The 24,427-nt window shown below is 70.0% G+C and carries 34 protein-coding genes; 14 read left to right on the top strand and 20 right to left on the bottom strand.

Translation table 11 applies throughout. The annotated features are described in order from the left end of the window. The first annotated feature begins 1 nt into the window (after nt 1). From ACGFWE_RS36090 to ACGFWE_RS36030, 13 genes are all read left to right on the top strand, one after another. Nucleotides 2-1,321, top strand: coding sequence for an FtsK/SpoIIIE domain-containing protein (locus tag ACGFWE_RS36090; RefSeq protein ID WP_393604337.1), 1,320 nt, complete (start codon nt 2-4; stop codon nt 1,319-1,321). Nucleotides 1,322-1,326: 5 nt separating this feature from the next. Further along, on the top strand, nt 1,327-1,500 hold the full coding sequence (locus ACGFWE_RS36085; protein WP_393604335.1) for a hypothetical protein: 174 nt from the start codon (nt 1,327-1,329) through the stop codon (nt 1,498-1,500). A gap of 73 nt (nt 1,501-1,573) precedes the next feature. After that, nucleotides 1,574-2,239 carry a DUF2637 domain-containing protein gene (locus tag ACGFWE_RS36080; protein WP_393604333.1) on the top strand — a complete coding sequence of 222 codons (666 nt, stop codon included), beginning with the start codon at nt 1,574-1,576 and terminating at the stop codon, nt 2,237-2,239. Between the two features lie 19 nt (nt 2,240-2,258). Next, nucleotides 2,259-2,447, top strand: a complete 189-nt coding sequence (locus ACGFWE_RS36075) for a mobile element transfer protein (protein WP_393599866.1) — start codon at nt 2,259-2,261, stop codon at nt 2,445-2,447. Between the two features lie 14 nt (nt 2,448-2,461). Further along, the gene (locus ACGFWE_RS36070) at nt 2,462-2,617 is read left to right on the top strand and encodes a hypothetical protein (protein WP_393604331.1); all 156 of its coding nucleotides are present in this window, start codon (nt 2,462-2,464) and stop codon (nt 2,615-2,617) included. 25 nt (nt 2,618-2,642) lie between these two features. Next, on the top strand, nt 2,643-2,948 hold the full coding sequence (locus tag ACGFWE_RS36065; protein WP_393604329.1) for a SpdD protein: 306 nt from the start codon (nt 2,643-2,645) through the stop codon (nt 2,946-2,948). Between the two features lies 1 nt (nt 2,949). Beyond that, nucleotides 2,950-3,183 (top strand): hypothetical protein, encoded by a 234-nt coding sequence (locus tag ACGFWE_RS36060; protein ID WP_393604327.1) that lies wholly within the window; start codon nt 2,950-2,952, stop codon nt 3,181-3,183. Nucleotides 3,184-3,276: 93 nt separating this feature from the next. Next, nucleotides 3,277-3,456 (top strand): hypothetical protein, encoded by a 180-nt coding sequence (locus tag ACGFWE_RS36055; RefSeq protein ID WP_393604325.1) that lies wholly within the window; start codon nt 3,277-3,279, stop codon nt 3,454-3,456. Nucleotides 3,457-3,461: 5 nt separating this feature from the next. Further along, on the top strand, nt 3,462-3,704 hold the full coding sequence (locus tag ACGFWE_RS36050; protein WP_393604323.1) for a hypothetical protein: 243 nt from the start codon (nt 3,462-3,464) through the stop codon (nt 3,702-3,704). Next, nucleotides 3,697-3,885 carry a hypothetical protein gene (locus tag ACGFWE_RS36045; RefSeq protein WP_393604321.1) on the top strand — a complete coding sequence of 63 codons (189 nt, stop codon included), beginning with the start codon at nt 3,697-3,699 and terminating at the stop codon, nt 3,883-3,885. Before ACGFWE_RS36050 ends, ACGFWE_RS36045 begins: the two co-directional genes overlap by 8 nt. A gap of 4 nt (nt 3,886-3,889) precedes the next feature. Next, nucleotides 3,890-5,278 (top strand): replication initiator protein RepSA, encoded by a 1,389-nt coding sequence (repSA, locus tag ACGFWE_RS36040; RefSeq protein ID WP_393604319.1) that lies wholly within the window; start codon nt 3,890-3,892, stop codon nt 5,276-5,278. A 1-nt stretch (nt 5,279) separates the two neighbouring features. After that, on the top strand, nt 5,280-5,477 hold the full coding sequence (locus tag ACGFWE_RS36035; protein WP_352389447.1) for a helix-turn-helix domain-containing protein: 198 nt from the start codon (nt 5,280-5,282) through the stop codon (nt 5,475-5,477). Then, complete coding sequence (locus tag ACGFWE_RS36030) at nt 5,477-6,712, top strand: tyrosine-type recombinase/integrase (RefSeq protein ID WP_393604317.1); 1,236 nt, start codon at nt 5,477-5,479, stop codon at nt 6,710-6,712. The genes ACGFWE_RS36035 and ACGFWE_RS36030 overlap by 1 nt, the downstream gene beginning before the upstream one ends. A gap of 146 nt (nt 6,713-6,858) precedes the next feature. Here the strand turns inward: ACGFWE_RS36030 and ACGFWE_RS36025 are convergent, their stop codons facing one another. The 8 genes from ACGFWE_RS36025 to rpsB form a co-directional block, all read right to left on the bottom strand. Further along, on the bottom strand, nt 6,859-7,122 hold the full coding sequence (locus tag ACGFWE_RS36025) for a hypothetical protein (protein WP_393604315.1): 264 nt from the start codon (nt 7,120-7,122) through the stop codon (nt 6,859-6,861). Then, complete coding sequence (locus ACGFWE_RS36020; protein ID WP_352389444.1) at nt 7,119-8,255, bottom strand: WXG100 family type VII secretion target; 1,137 nt, start codon at nt 8,253-8,255, stop codon at nt 7,119-7,121. The genes ACGFWE_RS36025 and ACGFWE_RS36020 overlap by 4 nt, the downstream gene beginning before the upstream one ends. Then, complete coding sequence (locus tag ACGFWE_RS36015) at nt 8,252-8,581, bottom strand: WXG100 family type VII secretion target (RefSeq protein ID WP_393604313.1); 330 nt, start codon at nt 8,579-8,581, stop codon at nt 8,252-8,254. The genes ACGFWE_RS36020 and ACGFWE_RS36015 overlap by 4 nt, the downstream gene beginning before the upstream one ends. Nucleotides 8,582-8,821: 240 nt before the next feature. Further along, the gene (locus ACGFWE_RS36010; RefSeq protein WP_393604311.1) at nt 8,822-10,006 is read right to left on the bottom strand and encodes a phosphatidate cytidylyltransferase; all 1,185 of its coding nucleotides are present in this window, start codon (nt 10,004-10,006) and stop codon (nt 8,822-8,824) included. Beyond that, nucleotides 10,006-10,563: a ribosome recycling factor gene (frr, locus tag ACGFWE_RS36005; RefSeq protein ID WP_352389441.1), complete on the bottom strand. Its 558-nt coding sequence runs from the start codon at nt 10,561-10,563 to the stop codon at nt 10,006-10,008. The genes ACGFWE_RS36010 and frr overlap by 1 nt, the downstream gene beginning before the upstream one ends. Before the next feature lie 146 nt (nt 10,564-10,709). Beyond that, nucleotides 10,710-11,468 (bottom strand): UMP kinase, encoded by a 759-nt coding sequence (pyrH, locus tag ACGFWE_RS36000; protein ID WP_393604309.1) that lies wholly within the window; start codon nt 11,466-11,468, stop codon nt 10,710-10,712. A 188-nt stretch (nt 11,469-11,656) separates the two neighbouring features. Then, complete coding sequence (gene tsf / locus ACGFWE_RS35995; RefSeq protein ID WP_352389439.1) at nt 11,657-12,493, bottom strand: translation elongation factor Ts; 837 nt, start codon at nt 12,491-12,493, stop codon at nt 11,657-11,659. A gap of 182 nt (nt 12,494-12,675) precedes the next feature. Next, complete coding sequence (rpsB, locus tag ACGFWE_RS35990) at nt 12,676-13,614, bottom strand: 30S ribosomal protein S2 (RefSeq protein WP_393604307.1); 939 nt, start codon at nt 13,612-13,614, stop codon at nt 12,676-12,678. Between the two features lie 272 nt (nt 13,615-13,886). Here rpsB and ACGFWE_RS35985 point away from each other — a divergent pair, with 272 nt between their 5' ends. Then, nucleotides 13,887-14,474, top strand: coding sequence for a M23 family metallopeptidase (locus tag ACGFWE_RS35985; protein ID WP_393604305.1), 588 nt, complete (start codon nt 13,887-13,889; stop codon nt 14,472-14,474). A 33-nt stretch (nt 14,475-14,507) separates the two neighbouring features. Here ACGFWE_RS35985 and ACGFWE_RS35980 read toward each other — a convergent pair whose 3' ends face one another. From ACGFWE_RS35980 to rplS, 12 genes are all read right to left on the bottom strand, one after another. Beyond that, nucleotides 14,508-15,065, bottom strand: coding sequence for a helix-turn-helix domain-containing protein (locus ACGFWE_RS35980; protein WP_352389565.1), 558 nt, complete (start codon nt 15,063-15,065; stop codon nt 14,508-14,510). A 105-nt stretch (nt 15,066-15,170) separates the two neighbouring features. Then, nucleotides 15,171-16,013: an RNA polymerase sigma factor WhiG gene (whiG, locus tag ACGFWE_RS35975; protein WP_352389436.1), complete on the bottom strand. Its 843-nt coding sequence runs from the start codon at nt 16,011-16,013 to the stop codon at nt 15,171-15,173. A gap of 244 nt (nt 16,014-16,257) precedes the next feature. Continuing rightward, nucleotides 16,258-17,415, bottom strand: a complete 1,158-nt coding sequence (dprA, locus tag ACGFWE_RS35970; protein ID WP_393604303.1) for a DNA-processing protein DprA — start codon at nt 17,413-17,415, stop codon at nt 16,258-16,260. Beyond that, a complete protein-coding gene (locus ACGFWE_RS35965; RefSeq protein ID WP_393604301.1) occupies nt 17,412-19,037 on the bottom strand; it encodes a YifB family Mg chelatase-like AAA ATPase in 1,626 nt (541 codons plus the stop codon). The genes dprA and ACGFWE_RS35965 overlap by 4 nt, the downstream gene beginning before the upstream one ends. 1 nt (nt 19,038) lies before the next feature. Continuing rightward, on the bottom strand, nt 19,039-19,401 hold the full coding sequence (locus tag ACGFWE_RS35960; RefSeq protein WP_352389433.1) for a YraN family protein: 363 nt from the start codon (nt 19,399-19,401) through the stop codon (nt 19,039-19,041). 115 nt (nt 19,402-19,516) lie between these two features. After that, complete coding sequence (locus ACGFWE_RS35955; RefSeq protein WP_003965949.1) at nt 19,517-19,825, bottom strand: DUF2469 domain-containing protein; 309 nt, start codon at nt 19,823-19,825, stop codon at nt 19,517-19,519. Between the two features lie 56 nt (nt 19,826-19,881). After that, nucleotides 19,882-20,406, bottom strand: a complete 525-nt coding sequence (locus tag ACGFWE_RS35950; RefSeq protein WP_352389432.1) for an NUDIX hydrolase — start codon at nt 20,404-20,406, stop codon at nt 19,882-19,884. Next, entirely contained in the window at nt 20,396-21,169 is a 774-nt protein-coding gene (gene lepB / locus ACGFWE_RS35945) for a signal peptidase I (RefSeq protein WP_352389431.1), read from the bottom strand. Before lepB (ACGFWE_RS35945) ends, ACGFWE_RS35950 begins: the two co-directional genes overlap by 11 nt. A 116-nt stretch (nt 21,170-21,285) precedes the next feature. Next, entirely contained in the window at nt 21,286-22,269 is a 984-nt protein-coding gene (gene lepB, locus ACGFWE_RS35940) for a signal peptidase I (protein WP_393604298.1), read from the bottom strand. Beyond that, the gene (gene lepB, locus ACGFWE_RS35935; protein WP_352389429.1) at nt 22,157-23,251 is read right to left on the bottom strand and encodes a signal peptidase I; all 1,095 of its coding nucleotides are present in this window, start codon (nt 23,249-23,251) and stop codon (nt 22,157-22,159) included. Before lepB (ACGFWE_RS35935) ends, lepB (ACGFWE_RS35940) begins: the two co-directional genes overlap by 113 nt. Further along, nucleotides 23,244-23,939, bottom strand: coding sequence for a signal peptidase I (gene lepB / locus ACGFWE_RS35930; protein ID WP_352389428.1), 696 nt, complete (start codon nt 23,937-23,939; stop codon nt 23,244-23,246). The genes lepB (ACGFWE_RS35935) and lepB (ACGFWE_RS35930) overlap by 8 nt, the downstream gene beginning before the upstream one ends. A gap of 45 nt (nt 23,940-23,984) precedes the next feature. After that, a complete protein-coding gene (gene rplS / locus ACGFWE_RS35925) occupies nt 23,985-24,335 on the bottom strand; it encodes a 50S ribosomal protein L19 (protein ID WP_069765421.1) in 351 nt (116 codons plus the stop codon). Nucleotides 24,336-24,427 lie beyond the last annotated feature (92 nt).

The following is a 24,427-nucleotide window of genomic DNA, read 5'->3' as shown; positions in this document are numbered from 1 at the left end:
CATGGCTGACTGGACGGTGTGGCTGGAGGCCACAGGAGCCGCGTCGGCGGCTGGCGGTGTCGGGTACGCGAAGTACCGTGCGCCGCGCGTGTACTGGTCGTTGGTCGGTCTGCCCGCGACGTGGGGCCGGTTCTCCTACTCGTACCGCTCGACGATGGACGTGTGCGGTCTGACGGTGCAGCCGTCCGGCCTGCGGGCGTTCATGGCGCGCAACGTGGCCCGTCGTGAGGTACAGCCGGTAGCGCCGAAGATCCGCCGGATACGGCCCACCTCGACCGGGCTGCGGGTGACGCTGCGCCTCCCGGCCGGCCTGGAGCCTGCCGACGTGATCGCCTCGACGGAGCGTCTTCGGCACGCCTGGGGTGTGCACGCGGTACGCGTGGTGGTGACCAAGCCGGGGTTCGTCGAATTGCGGATGACGGGCTATGACGTGCTGCGTCGGGTGCGGATGCCTCGCAAGGCCCAGCCCCACGGCATGGCCGTACCGGTCGCGCTGCGCGATGACGGGACCGCGTTCGAGCGGGACTACCTCAAGGCGCCGATGGCGCTGACCCTGGGCGCCAACTCCTCGGGCAAGTCGATGTATCAGCGCAACCTGATCAACGGGCTGGCTCAACTGCCGGTGGCGCTGGTGGGGATGGACTGCAAGCGCGGGGTGGAACAGTCCCCCTTCGCGCCCCGCCTATCAGCCCTGGCGACCAACCCCGACGATGCCGCCTCGCTCGCTGACGTGCTGGTCACGGAGATGGAAGACCGCTTCGACCTGCTTCAGCTCCACGGAGTCTCGGACATCTGGGAACTCCCGGAGGACTTGCGACCGGCGCCCATCGTGGTGCTCATCGACGAGATCGCCGAACTCTTCCTGATCTCCCGCCGGGAGGACGAGGACCGCCGCACCCGGATCGTCACGGCGTTGATCCGCCTCGCGCAGATGGCCCGCGCAGTCGGCATCTACCTGGAGATCTGCGGCCAACGCTTCGGCTCCGACCTGGGCAAGGGCGCCACCATGCTCCGTGCCCAGCTCACCGGACGGGTCGTGCACCGCGTCAATGACAAGGAGACGGCCGAGATGGGGCTCAAGGACGTCGCCCCGACCGCCGTCCCCACCGCGTGCGTGATCCCCGCGAACCGGCCCGGGACAGCCGTGGCCACGGATGCGGAGGGCGGCTGGTGCAAGATCCGCACCCCGCAGATCTCCCGCGACAAGGTCGCCGCGACCTGCCGCGACTTCGCGCACCTGGTCCCGGACTTGCCGTTCCTCAACGCTTTCCAACCCCACGTTCCCGCGTCCGCCGCCGGTGCTCCCTCGCTGGTCAAGTGATCGCCATGGCCGCATCCAAGACCACCACGCCCCCGCCGGTTGAACCGGCGAAGTGCCCGACCTGCAAGGGCTCCGGCGAGATCTCCCGCGCTGTCCACGTCGGCCGCAAGCGCCGCCCCGTCGGCCAGCAAACCGGCATCTGCCTGACCTGCCTGGGCTCCGGCGAAGCCACCGACTGAAGCCGCCGGAACCGGGCGGCCGGACATGATCCCCGCCCGCTCCCGGCCCAACCCCTCGAAGGAGGTGAAGACCGTGACTCGATCGCTTCGCGTGGACGCTGTGCTGATCCAGGCTGTGATCGCTGGCGCGTTGTCCTTCGCCCACCTGCACGACCTCGCCGAAGCTGCCGGACAGTCCGGCTGGAAAGCCTGGGCGTATCCGATCAGCGTTGATCTGCTATTGGTCGCCGCCTGGCGTCGGCTGCGTACGGCCCGCCGGGACCGATCCGCTTGGACCTGGTTTGTGATCGCCCTGTTCGCCTCGCTGGGTGCGAACATCGCCACCGCCGGCCTCCTCGACCTGGCAGCCGTGCCCGCGTGGCTGTGCATCCTCGTCGCTGGCTGGCCCGCCCTCGCGTTCCTCGGCGGCACGCTCCTGGTCCACGCCCCGGCCCAAGCGGCCCAACCGACCGCTCCTGCACAGGCTGTGGAGGACGAACCGGCCGTGGCGGAAGTCGACGTGCACCGCGCCGACGAGCCCGCCTCGGCCCCGGTGCCGGAACTGGCACCCGCCACACCCGAAGCACCCCCGGCCCCGACGCCGGCCGTGCCGGTTGCACTGCTGGATCACGCCCGGAAGATCGCTGACGCGCACCGCGCCTCCACCGGATCGCCGATGCCCGCCGACGCTCTGTCCGCCCGGCTCCAACTGCCCGCCCCGATGGCGGATGCGATCGCCGCTCAACTCCAACTCGCCTGATCTGAAAGGACGTTCGCCCGTGCCCGCTTACCGTCGCTTCCGCGATCGGCGCCGCTTCGGTCCGGTTGAGGTCGCCACGTACTACGACGGCCGTGGCCGTGACAAGCACACCGCCGCGTGCACCGCTCCCGGTTGTGGCTTCTCCGCCGACTATGCCGACCGCTCCGCCGCCGAACTCGCCGCCAACACCCATCGCTGCAAGGCCTGAAGGGAGATCCCGTCATGGACGTTCCGCTGTGGCTCGCCGTGATCGTCGTCGGCTACCTCGGTATCAAGCTCGCCCGCCCGCCGATCTGGCTGGTCGTGCTGCTCCTGCTCGGCGGCTACCTCGTCGCCGGAAGCTTCCTCGGCCCCACCGTCGACTCTCTCGTCAAGTAACCCCGGCCCCGAAGGGACACCCCTCGTGTTCACCCCGAAGTACCCGCCCCAGGACACCGCCCCGCCGGCCACCACCATGCCGCTCCCGGCCGCCGACCTCCCGGCTCCCGCCGCCCCGGCCCCGGTCGTGGCCGCTCCGGTCTCGAACCGGCCGGTCATTCAGCTCACCCCCGGCAGTGCGCTTGCTCTCGCCGCGGGCGGTGGCGCCGTGGTCCTCGTCGTCGGCGCGGTGCTGGTCTCCATGCTCCTCGCGGTCGCCATCACCGCCATGTCGGTGGCCGTGTGCGCGCTCGTCATCCGCTCGATCCTCAACCAGGAAAGGAACCACTGACATGGGCCTCTTCAGTCGCGGGAACGACGACACCCCGTCCAACTCGGAGATGACCGAACTGGGCCGCGAGTACGCCATCGCCAAGCGCCACGGCGACCGCAAGACCGTCGGCCGCATCAACCGGCAGATCGGCGAGTCCGGCATGAGCGACAGCGACCGTACTTCGTTCGAGCAGGGCCGCGAGTCCTACGACTCCATCCCGCCCATCCCGCGCGGACGCGGTCGCCGCAAGTAACGCCCGTCCGGGGCGGCCTCTACCGCCAAGTATCCGCCGCCCCGGACGGCTCCACCCATCCAGATCCAAAAGACCCGAAAGGGAAGCCCCATCATGCCCCAGCACGCCCCGAACACGCCCGTCTGCCGCGACTGCGACGGCTTCCCCACCGTCGCCATCACCACCGGCACCCGCAACACGGACGGCACCCGTACCACCCTCACCATCACCTGCCCGACCTGCAAGGGCACCGGTCACCGTACCGCCCCCGCCCTCGTCCAGGCCGGGAGGTGACCGCCGTGCAGACCATCACCACCTCGGCCCACATCGAGCCGGACACGCACTTCCGCGTCACGCCCTTCCCGGACCCCGCCCACCCCTTCGTCAGCCTCCGGATCGGCGGCGACTTCGTCGAGATCGCGCTCCTCGCCGCCCCCGGCACCTCCGAGGCCCTGCGCAACCTGGCCGCTGCCGCCATCGAAGCCGCGGGCGCCCTGGACGCCATGACGGCCGACGCGGCGGAGGTGAGCAGCCGTGGCTGACCTCACCCCGACCCCGGACCGCCCCGGCCTGCACGTCAGCAAGCCCTCCCCGTACGAGCCCGCCACCGCATCGGCCGTCTGCCACTGCGGTGCCTCCGCCACCGCCACCGGTGACGACCAGGTCAAGGCACTCGTCGACGGCTACACCGCCAGCCACGGCCCCGCCCACAGCAGGAGGTGACCACGTGAACGACACCGCCACCATGGCGGGCCTGGACCCGGCCACCCTCACCGACGTGCTGAGGCTGGCCGGGTCCACCGGCTTCGACCGCATCCAAGACCAGATCCGCCGCACCGGCGGCTGCTCCGACCCGATCCACCTGCAAGGCTCCACAGTCACCCGCGACGCGGTCTCCGGGCAGGTCCTGCACACCTACTCGACCGACACCGAACCCGGCGGACGCCTCCGCATCGCGTGCGGCAACCGCCGTGCCTCGCGCTGCCCCTCGTGCGCCTGGACCTACGCCGGAGACACCTACCACCTCATCCGCGCCGGACTCGTCGGCGACCCCGACAAAGGCACCCCGCACACCATCCGGGACCACCCCCGGGTCTTCGCCACCCTCACCGCACCCTCGTTCGGCCGAGTCCACAACCGCCCCGACACCGGACGCTGCCGCTGCGGCGCACGACACCCCGAGGACGCTGCCGAGCTGGGCACCCCGCTCGACCCGGAGACCTACGACTACGCGGGCGCGGTGCTGTGGAACAACCATGCCTCCGAGCTGTGGCGCTACTTCACGATCTACCTCCGCCGCGAGATCGCCAAGCGGGCCGGACTCACACAGAAGGACGCCCGCGAACAGTCCCGGGTCTCCTTCGGCAAGGTCGCCGAATACCAAAAGCGAGGCGCCGTGCACTTCCACGCCGTGATCCGCTTCGACGGACCGGACGGGCCCGACTCCCCGCCCCCGGCCTGGGCCACCCTCGAACTCCTCACCGAGGCGATCCGCGCCGCCCGCAAGCGCGTTGCCGTCGACGTCCCCCCTACTGGTGACCAGCCTGCCCGCACGCTGCGCTGGGGCGTCAAGCTCGACGTCCAGCCGATCAAAGCCTTCGGGGGCGGCGAAGACATCACCGAACAGAAGGTCGCCGCCTACGTCGCCAAGTACGCCACCAAAGCAGCCGAGACCACCGGCACCGTGGACCGCCGGATCGGCAACAAAGAAGCCCTGATCCTGCTCGACGTGCCCGACCACCCCGCCCGACTGATCGCTGCTTGCCTCGACCTCCACGCGCTCTACCCGGACCGCAAGCTCCGCGACTGGGCCCACATGCTCGGCTTCCGCGGCCACTTCTCCACCAAGTCCCGCCGCTACTCCACCACCCTCGGCGCCCTCCGACAGACCCGCGCCGATTACCGCGCCACCCAACAACGCGAAGCCCTCGGCCTGCCCGACCCCGACGACGAAGAGGCAACCACCCTGACCCTCGCCCACTGGTCCTACGCCGGACACGGCCACACCCCCGGCGAATCCTGGATCGCCGCCAACATCCGCCGCGACCTCCAACACAACCGCGAGACCGCCCGCGAGGAACTGCCGTACCTGTTGGCCGACGAAAGGGAGTGGTGACATGTCCTCCGAGCTGCCGAGCCGCTTCCTGACCCCCGACGACCTGGTCGACATGTTCGAGCTGCCCAGCGTCGAGACGGTCTACCAGTGGCGCCGCAAGCGCACCGGTCCCCGCGGCTTCCGCGTTGGCCGGCACCTGCGCTTCGACCCGAACGACGTACGGGCCTGGGTCGACTCCCAGATCGGGGAGGCTGCCTGATGGCCGGGCACATCCAAGACCGCTGGTACAAGACCGAACCGGGTCCGGACGGCAAGCCCATGAGGGTCAAGACCGAGCGCTACGGCAACGGTCTCCGCTACCGGGCCCGGTACGTCGGACCGGACGGCACCGAGAAGAGCAAGTCCTTCCCCGACCGTCAGAAGCGCCGGGCGGAAGAGTGGTTGTCCGAGACCGCTGCCGACATGTCCCGTGGTCAGTACGTCGATCCCAGGGCTGCCCGGACGACCTTCCAGCAGTACGCCGAACGCTGGATCGCGGGGCAGACGACCGATCTGAACACCCGTATCGGAGCGGAAACCCGGCTTCGGCTGCATGCCTTCCCTCGGATCGGCGCACGTCCGCTCGGGTCCTTCCGCCCGGTCCACATCCGCGAGTTCGTTCGCGACCTGGAGAACGACGCGATAGGCGGCACGTACGCCCGCAACATCTACGCCAACGTCCGCGCGGTGCTGTCGGCCGCCGTGGATGACGGCCACCTTGCCCGAAACCCGTGCTCGGCTGCGTCGGTCCGGCCGCCCGCCGCCTCCACCGCCCGGGTGGTGCCCTGGCTCCCCTCCCAGGTGCGTGCTGTCCGCGATGCACTGCCCGACCGTTACCAAGCCATGGTCGACGTAGGTAGCGGCTGCGGCCTGCGACAGGGCGAGATCATCGGCCTGGCCGAAGACACCTTGCAGCTCGGCGGCGACACCCTGCGGGTCACCACTCAGGTCAAGCTGATCCGGGGCACTGCCGTCTTCGCTCCCCCGAAGGGCAACAAGGAGCGGGACGTACCGCTGCCGTCGTCGGTTGCCTCAGCCCTGCGGCAGCACATGAAGAATCACCCGCCTGTGGCAATCAAGCTGCCCTGGATGAGGCCGGGCGGCCCGCTCACCGAACGGCGCCTGATCTTCACCAACACGGCCGACGGGATCGTCTGGCGGAGCAACTTCAACATCCAGGAGTGGAAGCCCGCTCTTGCGGCGGCCGGCCTCATCCCAACTCCGGAACCCGGCAAGCCGTACGCCTCCGCCCGGCAGCACGGGATGCACGCCCTTCGCCACTTCTACGCCTCGGTCCTCCTGGACGCGGGCGAGAGCATCAAGGCCGTGAGCGAGTACCTCGGGCACTCCGACCCGGCGATGACGCTGCGGGTGTACGCCCACCTGATGCCCAGCAGCAGCGAGCGAGCCCGGCGGGCCCTGGACGGCGTCTTCGACACGGCCCAGGAGCCCTGACGGCCCGGAGACGGCCCAGCGGATACAAGACAGCCCCCTACTGGCGACAACATCGCTGGTAGGGGGCTTCTTCGTGCCCGGAGCACATCAGTTCTCCGGGCTTAGGCATAGCTCAACCAGTGTCGCAGATCATTCCGGGACCGCGGTCAGTAGATCCACACGCCGAAGGCCATGACCGCCAGGCCGACGAGGGCGAAGAAGCCGCCGGCGAGGGTCATCGGGAGCGCCTGGCCGCGGCGGCGGGACTGCTCCAGGCCACGGTAGGTGCTGACCGCCGCGTAGATGCCGGCGAGGGCGATCACGCATCCGATGACGAAGGCGGCGAGTCCGAAGAAGCCGGACCAGGTCGAGGGGTGGTCCGGGTTGGGGGTGAACACGGCCGCGAGGGCCGCTCCGCCGAGGGGGCTCACTTGTCGTTCTCGTCCTTCGTCAGGTTCTGGATGTCGGACTCGATACCGGACGCGGCGGCGTACACGCCGGTGTTGAGAGTGGTCCCCACGGTGTTCTTGAACGCCGCGTCCGCGAGCTTCCCCCGGTCGCTGAGGTGTTCCCCGCCAAGGCTGCCGTGCTCCTCCAAAGCATGGTTGACCCCGTGGTTCTGGGCGTTTCCGGCGGCACCGGCGACGGCGTTGGCCAGAGCGTCCTGCCCCATGGTCGTGGCGTCCTGGCCGTTCGCGTAGTCGGCCGTCAGACCGCCCGTCACGTTGCCGAGCGCTCCGCTGACCGCAGTGCCGAGCAGGCCCTCCCCCCTCAGGAGGTCTCCGGCCACCCCCGTGACCCGGGCCCCGATCGCGCCGGCGCCCGCGGTGAACCCGGCCGTGCCGCCCGCGAGCAGCGCGCCGTTCCTGAGGTCGGCGCCCACGGTCACCGGCTGCCCGTTGACGGCCTGGGTCACCATGAGGCTTCCCGAGTCCGCCACGAAGTTCGTCGCGAAGCTCTCCAGCCCTGTCCTGGCGAAGGTCGCGGTGACCCGGGCCACGGCGGTGAGCATCCTCTCCAGCCCGACGACCGTCTCCGCACTGAGCCCCGAGAACCGCTCCAGGAGGCCCGCCACCCGTTCCGCCGCCGACGTGAACAGCCGGACCAGGTCCACGACCTTCGCGACCCGCTCAGCCACCGCCGTGTTCGCGACGAGGTCGGAGATGAAGCCGGTGAAGAACGACAGCGCGACCCCGGCGATCTCCATCTCGGCGATCTCCACGCAGATGTCGATGATCTCCTTGTTGATCCCGTCGATCTCGTCGGCATAGGAGCGCAGTCCGTCGGCGACGTGGTGGAAGTTGCCGGCAACGTCCTGAATCACCTTCTTCTGCTCCGCCCAGTGGCTCTCGAAGGCGTCCCGAGCGGCTCCGTGCCACCCCTGCCGGTCGACTCCGGCGATCGCGGCGTCGACGGCCCGTACGACGTCCGTCAGTTCGGTGCCCATGGCGTCCCAGGCGCGGGCGACGACCCGGAGCGTGTCGCCGTCGCCGCCCGGGAGCTCCACACCGGCGGCCTGCAGGATCTCCAGGACCTTGCCGTCGATCCAGCTGTTGATGCTCACGGGCGGCCACCCGAGGCCGCGGAGTGCAGATGGCCGAGGGCAGTGCGGTCCGAGTCCGTGTAGTGGGTCGCGTTCAACCGCAGCCGGTCGCTGTCGCTCCTGAGCACGTCCGGCAGCTGCCCGAGTGCCCTGACAGTGCTCTCCAGCAGCTGCCGGTACTTCTCCGTCGCCCCGTCACAGATCCCCAGCAGCCCGAACGCCTGCCCGATCTCCGCCGCGCTCCCCGAGAACGCCCCGATCGGCCCGGCAAGCCCCGTCGCCTCCCGGTCGAACCTGCCCGCCAGATCCGTCAACGTCTCGGGATCCACCCCGAACTGCCCGCTCATCCTGTTCCCCCGTTCGAAAACCGACGCGGCGGTCAGCATCCCGGACGAACTCCCGCGGAAACGGCCCCTTTTACGTATGCCGAGCAAGGCCTGACACACAATTTGCGCCGCCCTGGCCTCCGCCATGCCTACGGTGACGGCGGGCCCGCCATGCCTGCGATGACGGCCCCACCACGCCTGCGGTGACGCAACGCAAAGGGGCGGCAGCCGTCGCTGCCGCCCCTCGCCCGTCCTCGTGCGTCAGCCGCTGCCCACGAACAGCACCAGCAACAGCCACACCACCGGCGCCGTCGGCAGCAGGGAGTCCAGCCGGTCCATGATGCCGCCGTGGCCCGGCAGGAGCGTGCCCATGTCCTTGATACCGAGGTCCCGCTTGATCATCGACTCGCCGAGGTCACCCAGCGTCGCGCTGGCCGCCACCGCGAGCCCGAGCAGCAGGCCCTGCCACCACGCGCCGTCGTCGATCAGGAACTCCATGCACAGCGCACCCGCCGCCATCGCGAAGGTGACCGCTCCGACCAGGCCCTCCCGGGTCTTGCCGGGGCTGATGCGCGGCGCGAGCTTGTGGGTGCCGAAGCGCCAGCCGACCGCGTAGGCGCCGGTGTCGCTGACGACGGTCAGCAGCAGGAAGGTCAGCACGCGTGCCGCCCCGTCCTCGGCCGCCAGCATCATGGCGACGAACGTGGCCAGGAACGGGACGTAGAACGCCGCGAAGACACCCGCCGTGACGTCCCTGAGGTATCCCTCCGGCGGTTCCGTCATCCGCCAGACGAGGACCGCGAGTGCCGTGAGCGCCATGGCGACCCAGGCGCCCTCCGCGCCACGGACGTACCCGGAGACGACCATCGCGGCCCCGCCGAGCGCCAACGGAACGAGCGGCGCCTTGATGCCCTTGCGTTCCTCCAGCCGCTTCGTCAGCTCCCACAGCCCGACCACGACGGCGACCGCTATCACGCCGATGAACGCGGCCTTGACGAAGAACAGCGACGCGATGATCACCACGCCGAGCCCGACCCCGACCCCTATGGCCGCACCCAGGTCCCGCCCCGCGCTCTTCTTCTGCGGCGCGGGCGCCGGCTGCGAGGCGTCGGGCATGGGCTCCGGATTCTGCTTCTGCGGTGCCGCCGCGTAGGGCTGCGCCGATGCGGTCTCTGCACGGAACGTGTCGTCGCGGTACGTCCCGTCCCGGGACGTACCGTCCCGGAACAAGGGACCGCTCAGCCGAGCGGTCCCCCGGTCGTCATCCTGGTCGTCGCCGTATGGGGGTACGGCGGGTCCGTCGGGCACGATGGGCATGGGGCGAGTGTGCTGCGCGTCATGCGCATCGTACGCGGGACCCGCCGGGGCGGCCCCCTGGGCAGGCCCCTGGTCGGACGGCCCCCAGTACCCGGCGTGTGGCGGAGTCGCCCAGGAAGAGTCGTTCATCAGACCTCGAGAAGCTCCGCTTCCTTGTGCTTGAGGAGCTCGTCCACCTGGGCGACGTACTTGTGCGTCGCGTCGTCGAGCTCCTTCTCCGCACGGCGGCCCTCGTCCTCGCCGACCTCGCCGTCCTTGACGAGCTTGTCGATCGCGTCCTTGGCCTTGCGGCGGACCGAGCGGATGGACACGCGCGAGTCCTCGGCCTTGCTCCTGGCCACCTTGATGTAGTCGCGGCGGCGCTCCTCGGTGAGCTCGGGGAACACCACTCGGATGATGTTGCCGTCGTTGCTCGGGTTGACGCCCAGGTCGGAGTCGCGGATCGCCTGCTCGATGTTGCGCAGCGCGCTCTTGTCGAACGGGGTCACGACCGCCATGCGCGGCTCCGGCACGGAGAACGAAGCCAGCTGGTTGATCGGCGTCGGCGCGCCGTAGTAGTCGGCCACGATCTTGTTGAACATCGCCGGGTGCGCACGCCCGGTGCGGATCGCGGCGAAGTCCTCCTTGGCGACCACGACGGCCTTCTCCATCTTCTCCTCGGCCTCGAGGAGGGTCTCTTCGATCACCACTTGCTCCTGCGTGTCTTGAAGTAGGCCCGGCTGCTGTTCCGTATGCGTGGGCGGCGGCCGGCTGCGTCGCGTCTTCTTCCTGCACGGTTCCCGACCGGCAGGACATTGTCCATCCCCCGGTCAGGGACCGGGTGTGTCCCGGGTCAGTCCTGGCTGTCCTGCTCACCCACAAGCGTGCCGATCTTCTCACCCTTGACGGCTCGGGCGATATTGCCCTCGGCCAGGAGCTCGAAGACCAGGATCGGGAGCTTGTTGTCGCGGCACAGCGTGACGGCCGTGGCGTCGGCGACCTTCAGGTCACGGGTGATGACCTCGCCGTATGCGAGGGAGTCGAACTTGACCGCGTCGGGGTTGGTCTTCGGATCGGAGTCGTAGACCCCGTCCACGCCGTTCTTGCCCATGAGCAGCGCCTCGGCGTCGATCTCCAGGGCGCGCTGGGCGGCGGTGGTGTCGGTGGAGAAGTACGGCATGCCCATGCCGGCGCCGAAGATGACCACGCGGCCCTTCTCCAGGTGGCGCACGGCGCGCAGCGGGATGTACGGCTCGGCCACCTGGCCCATGGTGATGGCGGTCTGCACCCGGCTGTCGATGCCCTCCTTCTCCAGGAAGTCCTGGAGGGCGAGGCAGTTCATGACGGTGCCGAGCATGCCCATGTAGTCCGAGCGGGCGCGGTCCATGCCGCGCTGCTGGAGTTCGGCACCGCGGAAGAAGTTGCCGCCACCGATGACGACGGCGATCTCGGCACCGTCCCGGACGACGGCGGCGATCTCACGAGCGATCTTGTGCACCACGTCGGGGTCCACACCCAGGCCCCCGCCACCGGCGAACGCCTCTCCGGACAGCTTCAGCAGAAACCGGCCGCGCACATTGCCGTCGTCGCTCTTCTGGGCCTTGGTGGTCATGGGGATCCCGCCTCTTTCACCTGTTGCACATACGAAGAAGGCCACTGCCGGTGGGAACTGGTTCGCATCCCATGCGCGGCAATGGCCTCCTCGTCAGATCTGCTGTCGTCCGCCACGCGCGTGCGTGGCGGCGTACCGGACGACTGCTGACGACCCTATAGGGCCCGCGCGTCGCTCGCGGTACGGACTCAGATGCCGACCTTGATACGCGTGAAGCGCTTCAGGGTGACACCGGCCTCGTCCAGAACCTTCTGGACCGACTTCTTGTTGTCGAGCGCGTACGGCTGACCGAGCAGCGTGGCGTCCTTGAAGAAGCCGTTCAGGCGACCCTCGACGATCTTGGCGATCGCGGCCTCGGGCTTGCCCTCGGCGCGGGTGGTCTCCTCGGCGATACGACGCTCGGACTCGACGACCTCGGCCGGCACGTCCTCCTTGGAGAGGTACTTCGGCGCGAAGGCGGCGATGTGCTGGGCGACGCCCTTGGCGATCTCGGCGTTCGGCTTGTCCAGCTCGATGAGGACACCGATCTGCGGGGGCAGGTCGGGCATCGTGCGGTGCATGTACGCGGTCACGAAACCGTCGGTGAACTGCGCGAAGCGGTCCAGGACGATCTTCTCGCCGAGGTTGGCGTTGGCCTCGTCCACGTACGCCTGGACGGTCTTGCCGGCCTCGATCTCGGAGGCGAGCAGGGCCTCCAGGTCGGCCGGGGAGGTCTTGGCGACGTGCTCGGCGATCGCGTTGGCGACGGCCTGGAACTTCTCGCCCTTGGCGACGAAGTCCGTCTCGCACTTCAGCTCGACGAGGACGCCGGAGGAGTTGTCGTCGGCGATGATGGAGACCACCGCGCCGTTCTCGGCGGAGCGGCCCTCGCGCTTGGCGACGCCCTTCTGGCCCTTGATCCGGAGCGCCTCGACAGCCTTCTCGACGTCGCCCTCGGCCTCGTCCAGCGCCTTCTTGCAGTCCATCATGCCGGCGCCCGTGAGCTCACGGAGCTTCTTGACGTCGGCGGCGGTGTAGTTCGCCATGAGTCTGTGAATCTTTCTCGAAGTCTGGAAGATCGAAGATCTACGGGGTCTACGGCCCCCATGTGGCCGGGGGCCGCCGACTCTCCGATGACCTACGGGTGAACGGCGGGAGCGGAGTTCACCGCGCCTAAGGCGCTGATGAATGCAGTACCGCTCCCGCCGTCACCCCTGACGCTGACGGATCAGGCCTGCTCGGCGTCCGCGGCCGGAGCGGCCTCGGCCTCGGCGGCAGGAGCCTCGGCGGCGGGAGCCTCGGCCGGGGCCTCGGCCTCGGCCTCGGCGGCGGGGGCCTCGGCAGCAGGAGCCTCGGCCGGAGCGGCCTCGGCGGGAGCCTCCTCGGCCTTCTTCTCGCCACCCTCGAGCAGGTCGCGCTCCCACTCGGCGAGCGGCTCGCCCGCGGCCTTCTCGCCCTTGTCACCGGTGGCGACGCGCGAGCGGGAGATGAGCCCCTCGGCGACGGCGTCGGCGATCACGCGGGTGAGCAGGGTGACGGAGCGGATCGCGTCGTCGTTGCCCGGGATCTTGTAGTCGACCTCGTCGGGGTCGCAGTTGGTGTCGAGGATCGCGACGACCGGGATGTTGAGCTTCCGGGCCTCGCCGACCGCGATGTGCTCCTTCTTGGTGTCCACGATCCAGACGGCGCTGGGCACCTTGGACATCTCGCGGATACCACCGAGGGTCTTCTCCAGCTTGGCCTTCTCGCGCGAGAGCACGAGAAGCTCCTTCTTGGTCAGACCGGAAGCGGCGACGTCCTCGAAGTCGATCTGCTCGAGCTCCTTGAGGCGCTGCAGACGCTTGTAGACGGTCGAGAAGTTGGTGAGCATGCCGCCCAGCCAGCGCTGGTTGACGTAGGGCATGCCGACGCGGGTGGCCTGCTCGGCGATGGCCTCCTGCGCCTGCTTCTTCGTGCCGACGAACATGACCGTGCCGCCGTGGGCGACGGTCTCCTTGACGAACTCGTAGGCGCGGTCGATGTACGACAGCGACTGGAGCAGGTCGATGATGTAGATGCCGTTGCGCTCCGTGAAGATGAAGCGCTTCATCTTCGGGTTCCAACGACGGGTCTGGTGACCGAAGTGGACGCCGCTTTCCAGCAGCTCCCGCATCGTGACGACGGCCATGGCCGTTCTCCTTGGTGTTCTCGGTTGTACCGCGGGTACCGGAGGGCACCCGCGCCTGACGCCCGCGACGCGCCTTGCCGCAAAGGACCGAGAGGCGCTGACACCGACCGTGTGACGGCGAGATGTCGGGGCGTGCGAAGTCGACCCGGTGACCCGGATCGCCAGAAGAAGTGTACGGGACCGGCGAGGTACCGGGTGACGCCGCTGTCCACAACCCGGGAGTAGTCCACAGGTCCCGGCCGCGACCGGGGCGGATGCGGGACGGTTTCCGCATGCGAGCGAAGCGATGCGGTCGATTCGGGCGGTGCGGTACGTGGCTGGTGCTGGGGTTTCTGCTGTTCCTGGCGGCACCGGCGCCCACGCCGGAGCAGGCCCCCCTCACACCGACGGCCACGGCGACGGACGTCTCGGTACCGGCGATCGGCCGCGGCTGGCCCCTGGGCACCCGCCCGACGGTCCTGCGCGGCTGGGAACCACCGGCGACGGTGTACGGCCGCGGCCACCGGGGCGTGGATCTGGCAGCACCCGCCGGCACCCCGGTACGGGCGGTGGCACCGGGCCGGGTGTCCTTCGCGGGCCGGGTGGCGGGCAAGGGGGTCGTCTCGGTGGAGCTGACGGGCACGGATCTTCGAACGACCTACGAGCCGGTGACGGCGTCGGTGGAGAAGGGCGACGAGGTGGCGGCGGGCGAGGTGGTGGGCACGGTGGAACCAACGGGCTCCCACTGCACGACGACCTGCGTGCACTGGGGCCTGCGCAGCGGCGAGACCTACCTCGACCCCCTGTCCCTGCTCCCGCCGTGGCTCCTGCGCAGGGGCCCGTCGAGACTGCTCCCCGTACTCGACATCCCCTTGCCCTGACCGCCCCTGACCGCCCAACAGCCCGGACGGGCCTCAGCCCCGCACGCCCCGCAGCGCCATGGAAACCGCGGCCTCGGTAATCACCGAAGGCTCCTCCGCGGCCCCCAGCTCGATCCGCCGCACCGCCGCGTCCACCACGCCCTGCACCAGCATCGCCGCCAGCCGAGGCTGCTCATGCCCCAGATCGCCGAGCACCTCTACGATCATCGCGACCAGTCCGCCGTGCGCCGCCCGGATCTTCTCCCGGGCTCCCGCATCCAGCTCGCTCGCGGAGATGGCGACGACGGCCCGATGCCGCCGGTCCCCCACCAGCGTCAGCTGCCGCCGGACATACGCCTCGACCTTGGCCTCCGCCCCCTGCGCCGCGGCCATCGCCGCCGAGACCTCCGCGGCCCACACCGGGAAGTCGACCTCGCACAGCTCCTCGACCACGGCGGCCCTCGACCGGAAGTACTCGTACACGGACGAGCGCGCGAGCCCCGTCCGCTCGGCGAGAGCCGGGAAGGTCAGCGCCTCCGTCCCGCCCTCGGACAGCAAAGAGCGAGCCGCGTCCAGCAGGGCGGCTCGCTGCATCGACCGGTGCTCGGCCACGGAGGCCGCTCGAATCCTTGGCACGTCAACCACTGTACGGACGCGACACCGCCGACGGGAGTCACTCCACCCGACCGGCCATGAACGGAAGGCCGTCAGGCCAGGTCAGCGGCCGAAACTGGCCAGCTTCGCCCTCAGTTGCAGCACTGATTTGGTGTGGATCTGGCTGACCCGGCTCTCGGTAACTCCGAGCACGTTCCCGATCTCGGCGAGCGTGAGTCCCTCGTAGTAGTAGAGGGTCACCACGGTCTTCTCCCGCTCGGGCAGGGTGTTGACGGCCCGCGCGAGGAACCGCCGGAGCTCCCGGTCCTCGGCGACCTCCACGGGGTTGTCCGCGGCGGGGTCCTCCAGCGTGTCCATGAAGCTCAACCCGTCGCCGCCCTCGCCGCCGACATGCAGCAGCTCCTCCAGGGCCACCACGTTGGCCAGCGACAACTGGCTGAAGACCGCGTGCAGATCGTCCACGGCGATCCCCAGCTCGCCGGCGACCTCCCCCTCCGTGGGCGTCCGTCTGAGCCGTGCCTCCAGCGTCGCGTACGCCCGCTCGACGTTGCGCGCCTTCTGCCGCACGGAGCGCGGGATCCAGTCCAGCGCCCGCAGTTCGTCGATCATCGCGCCCCGGATCCGGGTGATCGCGTACGTCTCGAACTTGATCTCCCGGTCGATGTCGAACTTCTCGATCGCGTCGATGAGCCCGAAGACCCCCGAGGAGACGAAGTCGGCCTGCTCGACGTTGGGCGGCAGACCGACGCTCACCCGCCCGGCGACGTACTTCACGAGCGGTGAGTAGTGCAGGATCAGCTGCTCTCGCAGCCGCTCGTCTCCCGTCGCTTTGTACGACCGCCACAGCTCGTCGAGGGTCGAGGGAGCGGGCGGCCGCACGCTGCCACCGTCACGGGCGGCTGGGGGGATCGCCGCCCGGTCGGACCCGGAAGTGTGCTGGGGCATTCGTCGCCTTGTGCCGTTCTGCCGTGAAGTACGCGATGTACGTGAAGTGCGTCGGAATTCCCCGTGAGCGTAGCGTGACTGAGGAGTCGCAGTGCGCAAACAGTGTGCCCGGGTTCCTGCCCGGACGCGTTCCGCGGGCCGCTCCCGCGAGGCAGGGCCGTCGCACTGTGTGATCAACGGAACGCCTCAACTGCGGGAATTCCCAAGGACTTCGGGGTTCCCCCGGACGGCCGAACACGCTCGGTCAACACGGGCCACGGCCACCCCGCACGGAGATCATCGCCTGGTGTGTCAACTTCCAGCCGTCGCCGTGTCGTTCGACGTAACCAAGTGCACGGAGTTCGTACAGTCTCGCGATGGCGTCGTCCCGGGTCGTCTGTGCCCCGCGCGCGATCTCGTCCACGCCGGCCTCCCGTCGCCCGGGCAGCGCGGACAAAACCCTGCGCACCTCCGGGTCCAGCAGGTCACGCGGCAGCACGGGCCCGCGCCGGTCGGGGGCCAGCTCCCCCATGTCGCCGACCAGTTCCACCACTTCGGCGGCGTCCGTGACCAGCGTGGCGCCGCCGCGCAGCAGCTCGTGCACCCCGGCGGACAGGCTGCTGGTGGCCGGCCCGGGCACCCCCATCGTGTGACGGCCCAGCCGCTGTGCCGCGCGGGCGGTGACCAGTGAGCCGCTGCGGTGGGCGGCCTCGACGACCACGGTGCCCCGGGTGAGGGCGGCGATCACCCTGTTGCGCAGCACGAATCTGCTGGGCGTCGGATGATCGCCGGGCGGCAACTCCCCGATCACCAGGCCCTGTTCCGCGATCCTGGTGATCAACTGGGTGTGTCCGCGCGGATAGGGCCGGTCGACCCCGCAGGCCAGGACGGCGACGGTGGCGCCGCCTGCGCCGAGGGCACCGCGGTGGGCGGCACCGTCGACCCCGTAGGCCCCGCCGGACACGACGACCCACCCGAGCTCGGCGAGCCCGGTGGCGAGGGTGGCCGCCATGTGGGCCCCGTACTCGGTACAGGCACGGGCCCCGACGAGGGCGACGGACCTGAGCGCCCACATCCGCAGGCTGGGCCGCCCCCGCACCCACAGTCCGAGCGGCCGCGCGTCCCCGAGGTCGTCGAGCTGTCCCGGCCACTCGGCTGCCCCGGGAACGACGAACCGGGCGCCGGCCCGGAACGCGACGGCGAGATCCCGGAGCGGTTCGGCCACTCGAGCCCGGGCCCGCATGCCGCTCCATCTCTTCTCGCTCACCCCGGGCAGCGGCTCCCCGCACCCGCGCAACCGCGAGGCCACCTCCTCCACGCCCCATTCCCGGATCCACCGCCCCGCGGCCTCGTCACCGGGCTCGACGACCCGAGCGAGAAAGACGCGGTCGAGCAGCTCGTCGTCGGGTTCGTCGCGGGTCACGTCAGCGCCCCGATGGCCATGGGCACGCCCCGGGGCACTCCGGTGCGCAGTTGCAGCGCCAGGGCGACGTCCGTCGCGTCCGGGCGGTCGTGTCCGACGAGGTCCGCGACGGTCCAGGCGACGCGCAGGACGCGGTCGAGTCCCCGGGCGGTCAGGACGCCCCGCTCCAGATTGCGCTCGGCCTCGTCCATCGCCCCGGACACGGCGTGCCAGCGGTTGCGCAGCTCGCGTCCGGGGACCTCGCTGTTGGTCCGCCACGGGGTGCCGGCGAAGCGCGTCGCCGCGCGTTCCCTGGCGGCTCGCACGCGGTCCGCGACCACGGCGGTCGACTCGCCCCGGGCGCCGCGTCCGGCAAGCTGGTCACGCGTGACACGGTCCACCTGCACCCGCAGGTCGACCCGGTCGAGCAGCGGACCGGAGAGCCGGGCCTGGTAGCGCCGGATCGCCGAGGGCGGGCACTCGCAGAAGTCGTCGGTCTGCGAGAAGCGACCGCAGGGACACGGGTTGGCCGCGAGGACCATCAGGAACTTCGCCGGGAACCGTACGACACCCGCGCTGCGCGCGATCACCACGTGCCCCGCCTCCAGTGGCTGCCTCAGCGCGTCGAGGGCCTGGGTGTTGAACTCGGGAGTCTCGTCGAGAAAGAGCACCCCTCGGTGTGAGAGCGAGACCGCGCCGGGACGGGCGATGCCGTTGCCGCCGCCCACCAGCGCCTGCATGGTGGCCGAGTGGTGCGGGGCGCAGTAGGGGGCGACGTCGATCAGGGGCTTGCCCGGTGGCAGCAGTCCGGCCACCGAGTGCACCGCCGTCACCTCCAGCGACTCCTCCCGGGCCAGCGGGGGCAGGACCGCGGGCAGCCGCTCGGCGAGCATCGTCTTGCCCGCGCCGGGCGGACCCTCCAGGAACAGATGGTGGCGCCCGGCCGCCGCGACCTCCACGGCCGTGCGCGCCGAGGTCTGTCCCACGACGTCGGCCAGGTCGTGTCCGTGGTCCTGCTGAGCGGCTCCGGCGCTGTGCATGCCCGTCGCCGCGCCCGTGCCCGGCACCCGCAGGCCGGCCAGCAGCGGATCGGGGCGGCCCGGCTCGTGCGGCTCCTCGTCGGGCACCGGTTCGTCGGCGAGGACCGCGATGAGCTGCCGCAGACTGCGGACGCCCAGCACGGAGACCCCCGGTACCAGCGAGGCCTCGGCCGCGGCGCACTCCGGCACGACGACCTGTACGTAGCCGGCGTCCGCGGCGGCCAGCACCGCGGGCAGGATGCCCCGGACCGGACGCACCCGGCCGTCCAGGCCCAGCTCTCCGATCATCACGATGTCGGCGAGCACGCGCGGGTCGATCCGCTCGCAGGCACCCAGGACGGCACATGCGACAGCCAAGTCGAATCCCGAGCCCGCCTTCGGCACCGAGGCCGGGCTGAGTCCCACCGTGAGCTTCTTCTGGGGCCATTCACCACCCGAGTTCACGACGGCCGCCCGCACCCGGTCCCGGCTCTCCGACAGGCTCTTGTCCGGGAGCCCCACCAGCGTGAAGGCCGCGACCCCGGGCTCCAGGTCGGCCTGGACCTCGACCACGACCCCCTCGACGCCCACCAGCGCCACCGAGCACGTACGAGCGAACCCCATCTCAGGCCACCCCCCGCGCATGCTCGACGACTGGCGCGCCGCGCCGGGGCAGGACGACGCCCACCAGGTCGATGCGGACGCCTCCTGGTGGCGCCCCTCCGTGGGCATGGATCCAGCAGGCGGCGAGGCCCCGCAGGCGCTCCGCCTTCTCGGGAGTCACCGCGGCCATGGGGTGCTCGAACGCACCCACCCGCCGTGTCTTGACCTCGCAGACGACCAGGACCTCGCCGTCCCGCGCCACGATGTCGATCTCGCCCGTCCTGCCACAGCGCCAGTTGCGCTCCAGGACGGTCATCCCGGCCTCGGTCAGCCGCCGCGCGGCCAGACTCTCGCCGTACTTGCCGAGTGCACTGCGTGCGTTCATGTCGGCACCACCTCCGGCGCCAACGATCACGCAACCCCGCCCACTGAGTTGATCTTGGTGGACTACTCAGCGGTTGTGGAAAACCCCGTCACCCACACGGGCGAAAAAGCACCCGTCACCCGCCCGGCAACTCCAGATCACTCTTGTTCAGCTCCTCGATGTTCACGTCCTTGAACGTCAGCACCCGGACCTGCTTCACGAAGCGAGCCGGCCGATACATGTCCCACACCCACGCATCCGCCATGGACACCTCGAAGAACACCTCACCCTGGACCGAGTGCACCTGCATCTCGTAGTCGTTGGTCAGGTAGAAGCGCCGCTCGGTCTCGATCACGTATTTGAACAGACCGACGACATCGCGGTACTCCCGGTAGAGCTTGAGCTCCATCTCGGTCTCGTACTTCTCGAGGTCCTCGGCGCTCATGGCATGTTCCCCTTCAGCCGTGCGATCCCACCATTGTGCGCCAGTCCCGTCAGCACCTAGACGATTTCGGTGTCGAGGGTCACGGGCCCGGCGGGGGGACCTTCGTCGAGCAGCCTGCGCAGCAGCTCGGCGAGTCTGGTCGGATACACCGTCTCATGTGCCTGGCTCAGTTCCTGACACGTCCACCAGCGCGCTCCGGCGACACTGCGTCGCTCCAGCTCGGTCAGGGCCGTGGCCCGGGTGGCCGTCACCGTCGTACGGGCCAGGTAGTACCACTCGTCCTGGTCCCAGCGACGGCCCGCGAACGGGAACGAGCACATCCGCCGCCAGAGCACCGGCCCGAGTTCCACCTCGGTGATGCCTGTCTCCTCGGCGAGTTCCCGCAGAGCGGCCTCTTCACGGGTCTCGTCGCCCTCCAGTCCGCCGCCGGGCGTGAACCACCAGTCGTCGGCCGGATCGTCCGGCTCGTGCCCGTGCAGCAGGAGAATGCGGTCCTCGGGATCGAGCAGTACCACTCGGGCCACCTTGCGCAGCGCGCCTTCGGGCGAATCCCCGGACGCGGCCGGCGCCTCAGCGGGCACCGACGGGCTCCGTACGGACCCGGGAGCCCCTGCCGAACAGCTTGGCCACGGGCCCGTACGCCCCGCCGCCCAGCACCAGAGCCCCGCCGGCGACGATCAGGAAGAAGATCGTACGCAGCGGGCCGGGCGAGGAGAGCGCGCCCAGGGGCTCGAAGCCGGTGGGGCGCTCCAGCATGCCCTTCATGGGCCAGACAACGGCGTCCACGCGGGCGGTCACGGCCGAGCGGGCGACGGTGCCCTGGGCGGCGTCCGTGAGGTGGGCGGAGGAGTCCAGCGAGCCCTGGCGCTCGTCGCCGAGCAGGAACAGCCGGCCCTGGGGCACCTTCACGGTCGGGATGGTCTTGTCCTCGACCGGGCCGCCCTTGAGGTAGGTCTCGTCGATCTTCTTGCCGTTGACGGTCAGTTTCCCGTCCGTGCAGCAGGAGACCGTGTCGCCGCCGACCGCGACGACCCGCTTGACCACGGGCGCGTTGCTCACCCAGGTCTCGTCGGTGAAGACGACGACGTCACCCCGGCGTATCTCGTCGCCGTCGACGCGCTGCGCCAGCACCCGGTCGCCGGCGTCGATCGTGGGCGTCATCGAACTGGTGGGCACGGTGTACGGCAGGTAGACCACCGCTCCCCAGACGAATCCCCCGAGGAACAGCACCAGGCCCAGCGCGACGGCCAGTCCGGACAGTCGCTGTCCGGTCCGGCTGCCCACCGGGCCCGTGCTGGTGCTCCCGCTGCGCGGGGCCGTACGTGTAGTGCTCTCGCCACCCATGGATCCGCACCCTACCCGGCGGTACCTGAGCGGGTCAGCCCCTCCTGCCCGGACGGAGCGACAAGCTCCGCAAAGCTTTCACCAGGGCCGTGGCAGCCCGGTCTGCAGGGCCGGGCTCAGCGGGCCTGCTCGACGGCGGCCTTCCTGCGACGCCACAGCGCCACCGGCACCACACCGACGAGAGCGATCCCCTGCGGAGCCACACCGAGGGCGGCCGAAGCGGACGACCGGTCGTTGATGCCCGCCTGGTCGAAGGTGTCCGGCTTGGGCAGCGTGCCCCAGCGGTTGATCGGCCAGGCCTTCACGACGGCGCGGCCCACGACGTCGTCGACCGGGACCATGCCGTGATGCTTGTCCGACTGGTTGTAGCGCGAGTCACGGGAGTTCTGCCGGTGGTCGCCCATCACCCAGATGTAGCCCTTGGGGACCTTCACGGTGAACTGGCCGCCCTGGTCGTCCTGGCTGCACGGCGTGTTGCCGGCGTAGACGTACGACGCCTCGTCCAGTGCCTTGCCGTTGACCTTGAGCGGGCCGGTGCCCTTGCAGGAGACCGTGTCACCGCCCACGCCGATGACGCGCTTGATGAGGTCCTTCTCCGTGGCGGAGGGCATCAGACCGATCCAGGACAGGAACGTCTGTACGGCGTTCGGGTCCGCCACCGGCTCACCCGCCAGCCAGTTGTCCGGGTCGTGGAAGACGACGACCTCGCCGCGCTCGGGCTCGGAGCCGAACCACGGGGTGAGCTTGTCGACCAGCACCCGGTCGCCCTGCTGGAGGGTGTTCTGCATCGAGTCGGACGGGATCGAGAAGGCCTGCACCAGGAACGTCTTGATCAGCAGCGCCAGCACGAGCGCGATGCCGATCAGGATGGGCAGCTCCTTCCAGAAGGAGCGCTGCTTCTTCGCCCCGGGCGTGGAACCGCCCGTCCCACCGCCGCCGGTCCCGGGGGGTTCGTCCACCGGTGGCCCCTCGCCGCCCGCGGCCGGGTCATTCCCGAAGGGTACGGCGCCCTCCGCGGCCGGGTCGGCTGCTTCCACGGGGCGTCCGCGGTGCTCCTCGCCGTCGTGCCCGGATCGTGCGCCAACCGCAACATCCCCCACGCCAACTCCTTACTCTGTGCCGCCGCCGGCGCCAGGTACGGCGCAGGCCCACCACTCCCATAACGAGCGGGAGTTCCGCAGGGCTCGGGAGTTGGATCGCTTCGTTCGGATCGTCGGAAGCAACCCTAAGCGACGGCTGGGAGGCCGCGGTCGCCCCGGACACCGAGTCGGCAATGGAAGAGTAAGTTTTCGGTTCGTCCAGCGTGGTCCAGTGGCCGAACGGCCACGCGATGATCCTGGCCCGCCCCACCACCGAGTCCAGGGACACGGTGCCGCCGTAGTCGGTGTCCTGGTGCGAGCGGGAGTCCGCGGAGTTGGCGCGGTGGTCACCCATCACCCACAGCCGCCCCTGGGGGACGGTGATGTCGAACTGCTGGGTGGACGGGGCGTTCCCGGGATACAGGTAGTCCGTCTCGCTCAGAGGAACGCCGTTGACGGTCACCCGCCCCTCGGTGTCACAGCACTTGACCCGGTCGCCGCCGACTCCGACGACCCGCTTGATCAGGTCTTTCTCGTTGTCGGACGGCAGCAGGCCGATGAAGGTGAGTCCCTCCTTGACCTGCTTGACGACGACGGGGTCGTCCTTCTTCGTCGTGGTCTGCTCGTCCTGGAGCCAGCCGCCCGGGTCCTTGAAGACGACGACGTCCCCGCGCTTCGGTTCGGAGCCGAACCACGGGGTGAGCTTGTCGACCAGGACACGGTCGCCGATACGGATCGTCTGCTCCATCGAGCCGGACGGGATCACGAACGCCTGGACGAGAAACGTCTTCAGGACCAGGGCGATCAGGACGGCCACGCCGACCAGGAGGGGTATCTCCTTGACCGCGCCGCGCCTTCTGCGCCGCTTCACCTTGCGCTGGAGCTTGCGCCGCTCCGCGCGGGAGCGGCCACCCGTGGGACTGGCGGAGCGCCGGACGCCGGTGGGCAGCAGATTGTCGGCCGCGGTGCTCGACACACCGCGCGGTTTGCCGCGGTTACCCATGCGCGCCCTCCGCTGCGGGCACGCGCGCGTAGGCGTCGGAACGGTGCAGGCGGACGGCGTGGCCGGCGGGCCAGATGATCCAGTCGGCCCGTCCGAGGACATCGCCGACGGGGACCATGCCGCCGCCCGGTGAGCCCAGATGGTCCCGGGAGTCGCTGGAGATGCTGCGGTGGTCACCGAGCACGAACAGGGTGCCGTCGGGCACCTCGACCTCGAAGGGCACCGAGGAGGGGCTGTCGCCGGGGTACAGGAAGCCCGACTCGTCGACCGACCGGCCGTTCACCTCGATCCTCCCCTTCGTGTCGCAGCAGACCACGTGGTCTCCCCCCACGCCCACAACGCGCTTGATGTAGTCCCCGTCCCCGAAATACCCGGTTCCGTCGAACACGACCACATCTCCCCGGCGCGGCTCGGCACCGAAACGGTACGCGAACCTATTTACGAGAACGCGGTCCCCGATCCTCAATCCGTTTTCCATGGATCCGCTGGGAATCTGGAAAGGTCTGACCACGAACGTACTGATCAGCAGAAGAAGGACCAGGCAGAGCAGCAGAGTCAGGGAGATCCAGCCGCCGGGCAGCCACGGGGTGATTCTCGACACCAACGCGAAACGCGACCGTCCCTCCGCGGCCCCTGGTCCGGGGCGGGAGGAGCGGTCGCGCTCCATCGACTGTGCTTCGGTGTCCATCGCAGCCAGATGCTATCCGGCCCCGCTGTGACCTCCGAGAGGCGCTCAGTTGTCGCGCTTCTCCTTGATCTTCGCGGCCTTGCCGCGGAGCTCGCGCAGGTAGTACAGCTTCGCGCGACGCACGTCACCGCGGGTGACGAGCTCGATCTTCTCGACGATCGGGGTGTGCACCGGGAAGGTGCGCTCGACGCCGACGGAGAACGAGACCTTGCGGACCGTGAAGGTCTCGCGGACACCGGCACCCTGACGGCGGATGACTACGCCCTTGAACTGCTGCACACGGGAGCGGTTGCCCTCGATGACGCGGACGTGGACGTTGACGGTGTCACCCGGGCGGAAGGCCGGGATGTCGGTACGCAGCGACGCGGAGTCGACGATGTCGAGCAGGTGAGACATTTCGTCTGCTTTCTTCGCCCATGCCACAGGTCATCGGCGGTAGATAGTGTTTCGTGAGGAGGCTGTCCGTGTCGGGGCGGGCGTCGTGTCCC

The sequence above is a fragment of the Streptomyces sp. NPDC048523 genome, assembly GCF_043199815.1.
Classification (GTDB): Bacteria; Actinomycetota; Actinomycetes; order Streptomycetales; family Streptomycetaceae; genus Streptomyces.
This window is presented reverse-complemented; position numbering and strand designations above follow the sequence as displayed.

Coding starts and splice junctions, on each gene's coding strand:
- ACGFWE_RS36090 (WP_393604337.1), top strand. CDS start 2: ATGGCTGACTGGACGGTGTGGCTGGAGGCCACAGGAGCCGCGTCGGCG.
- ACGFWE_RS36085 (WP_393604335.1), top strand. CDS start 1,327: ATGGCCGCATCCAAGACCACCACGCCCCCGCCGGTTGAACCGGCGAAG.
- ACGFWE_RS36070 (WP_393604331.1), top strand. CDS start 2,462: ATGGACGTTCCGCTGTGGCTCGCCGTGATCGTCGTCGGCTACCTCGGT.
- ACGFWE_RS36060 (WP_393604327.1), top strand. CDS start 2,950: ATGGGCCTCTTCAGTCGCGGGAACGACGACACCCCGTCCAACTCGGAG.
- ACGFWE_RS36055 (WP_393604325.1), top strand. CDS start 3,277: ATGCCCCAGCACGCCCCGAACACGCCCGTCTGCCGCGACTGCGACGGC.
- ACGFWE_RS36035 (WP_352389447.1), top strand. CDS start 5,280: ATGTCCTCCGAGCTGCCGAGCCGCTTCCTGACCCCCGACGACCTGGTC.
- ACGFWE_RS36030 (WP_393604317.1), top strand. CDS start 5,477: ATGGCCGGGCACATCCAAGACCGCTGGTACAAGACCGAACCGGGTCCG.
- ACGFWE_RS36015 (WP_393604313.1), bottom strand. CDS start 8,581: ATGAGCGGGCAGTTCGGGGTGGATCCCGAGACGTTGACGGATCTGGCG.
- ACGFWE_RS36010 (WP_393604311.1), bottom strand. CDS start 10,006: ATGAACGACTCTTCCTGGGCGACTCCGCCACACGCCGGGTACTGGGGG.
- pyrH (WP_393604309.1), bottom strand. CDS start 11,468: ATGACCACCAAGGCCCAGAAGAGCGACGACGGCAATGTGCGCGGCCGG.
- tsf (WP_352389439.1), bottom strand. CDS start 12,493: ATGGCGAACTACACCGCCGCCGACGTCAAGAAGCTCCGTGAGCTCACG.
- rpsB (WP_393604307.1), bottom strand. CDS start 13,614: ATGGCCGTCGTCACGATGCGGGAGCTGCTGGAAAGCGGCGTCCACTTC.
- ACGFWE_RS35985 (WP_393604305.1), top strand. CDS start 13,887: ATGCGAGCGAAGCGATGCGGTCGATTCGGGCGGTGCGGTACGTGGCTG.
- whiG (WP_352389436.1), bottom strand. CDS start 16,013: ATGCCCCAGCACACTTCCGGGTCCGACCGGGCGGCGATCCCCCCAGCC.
- ACGFWE_RS35965 (WP_393604301.1), bottom strand. CDS start 19,037: ATGGGGTTCGCTCGTACGTGCTCGGTGGCGCTGGTGGGCGTCGAGGGG.
- ACGFWE_RS35960 (WP_352389433.1), bottom strand. CDS start 19,401: ATGAACGCACGCAGTGCACTCGGCAAGTACGGCGAGAGTCTGGCCGCG.
- ACGFWE_RS35955 (WP_003965949.1), bottom strand. CDS start 19,825: ATGAGCGCCGAGGACCTCGAGAAGTACGAGACCGAGATGGAGCTCAAG.
- lepB (WP_352389431.1), bottom strand. CDS start 21,169: ATGGGTGGCGAGAGCACTACACGTACGGCCCCGCGCAGCGGGAGCACC.
- lepB (WP_352389429.1), bottom strand. CDS start 23,251: ATGGGTAACCGCGGCAAACCGCGCGGTGTGTCGAGCACCGCGGCCGAC.
- lepB (WP_352389428.1), bottom strand. CDS start 23,939: ATGGACACCGAAGCACAGTCGATGGAGCGCGACCGCTCCTCCCGCCCC.
- rplS (WP_069765421.1), bottom strand. CDS start 24,335: ATGTCTCACCTGCTCGACATCGTCGACTCCGCGTCGCTGCGTACCGAC.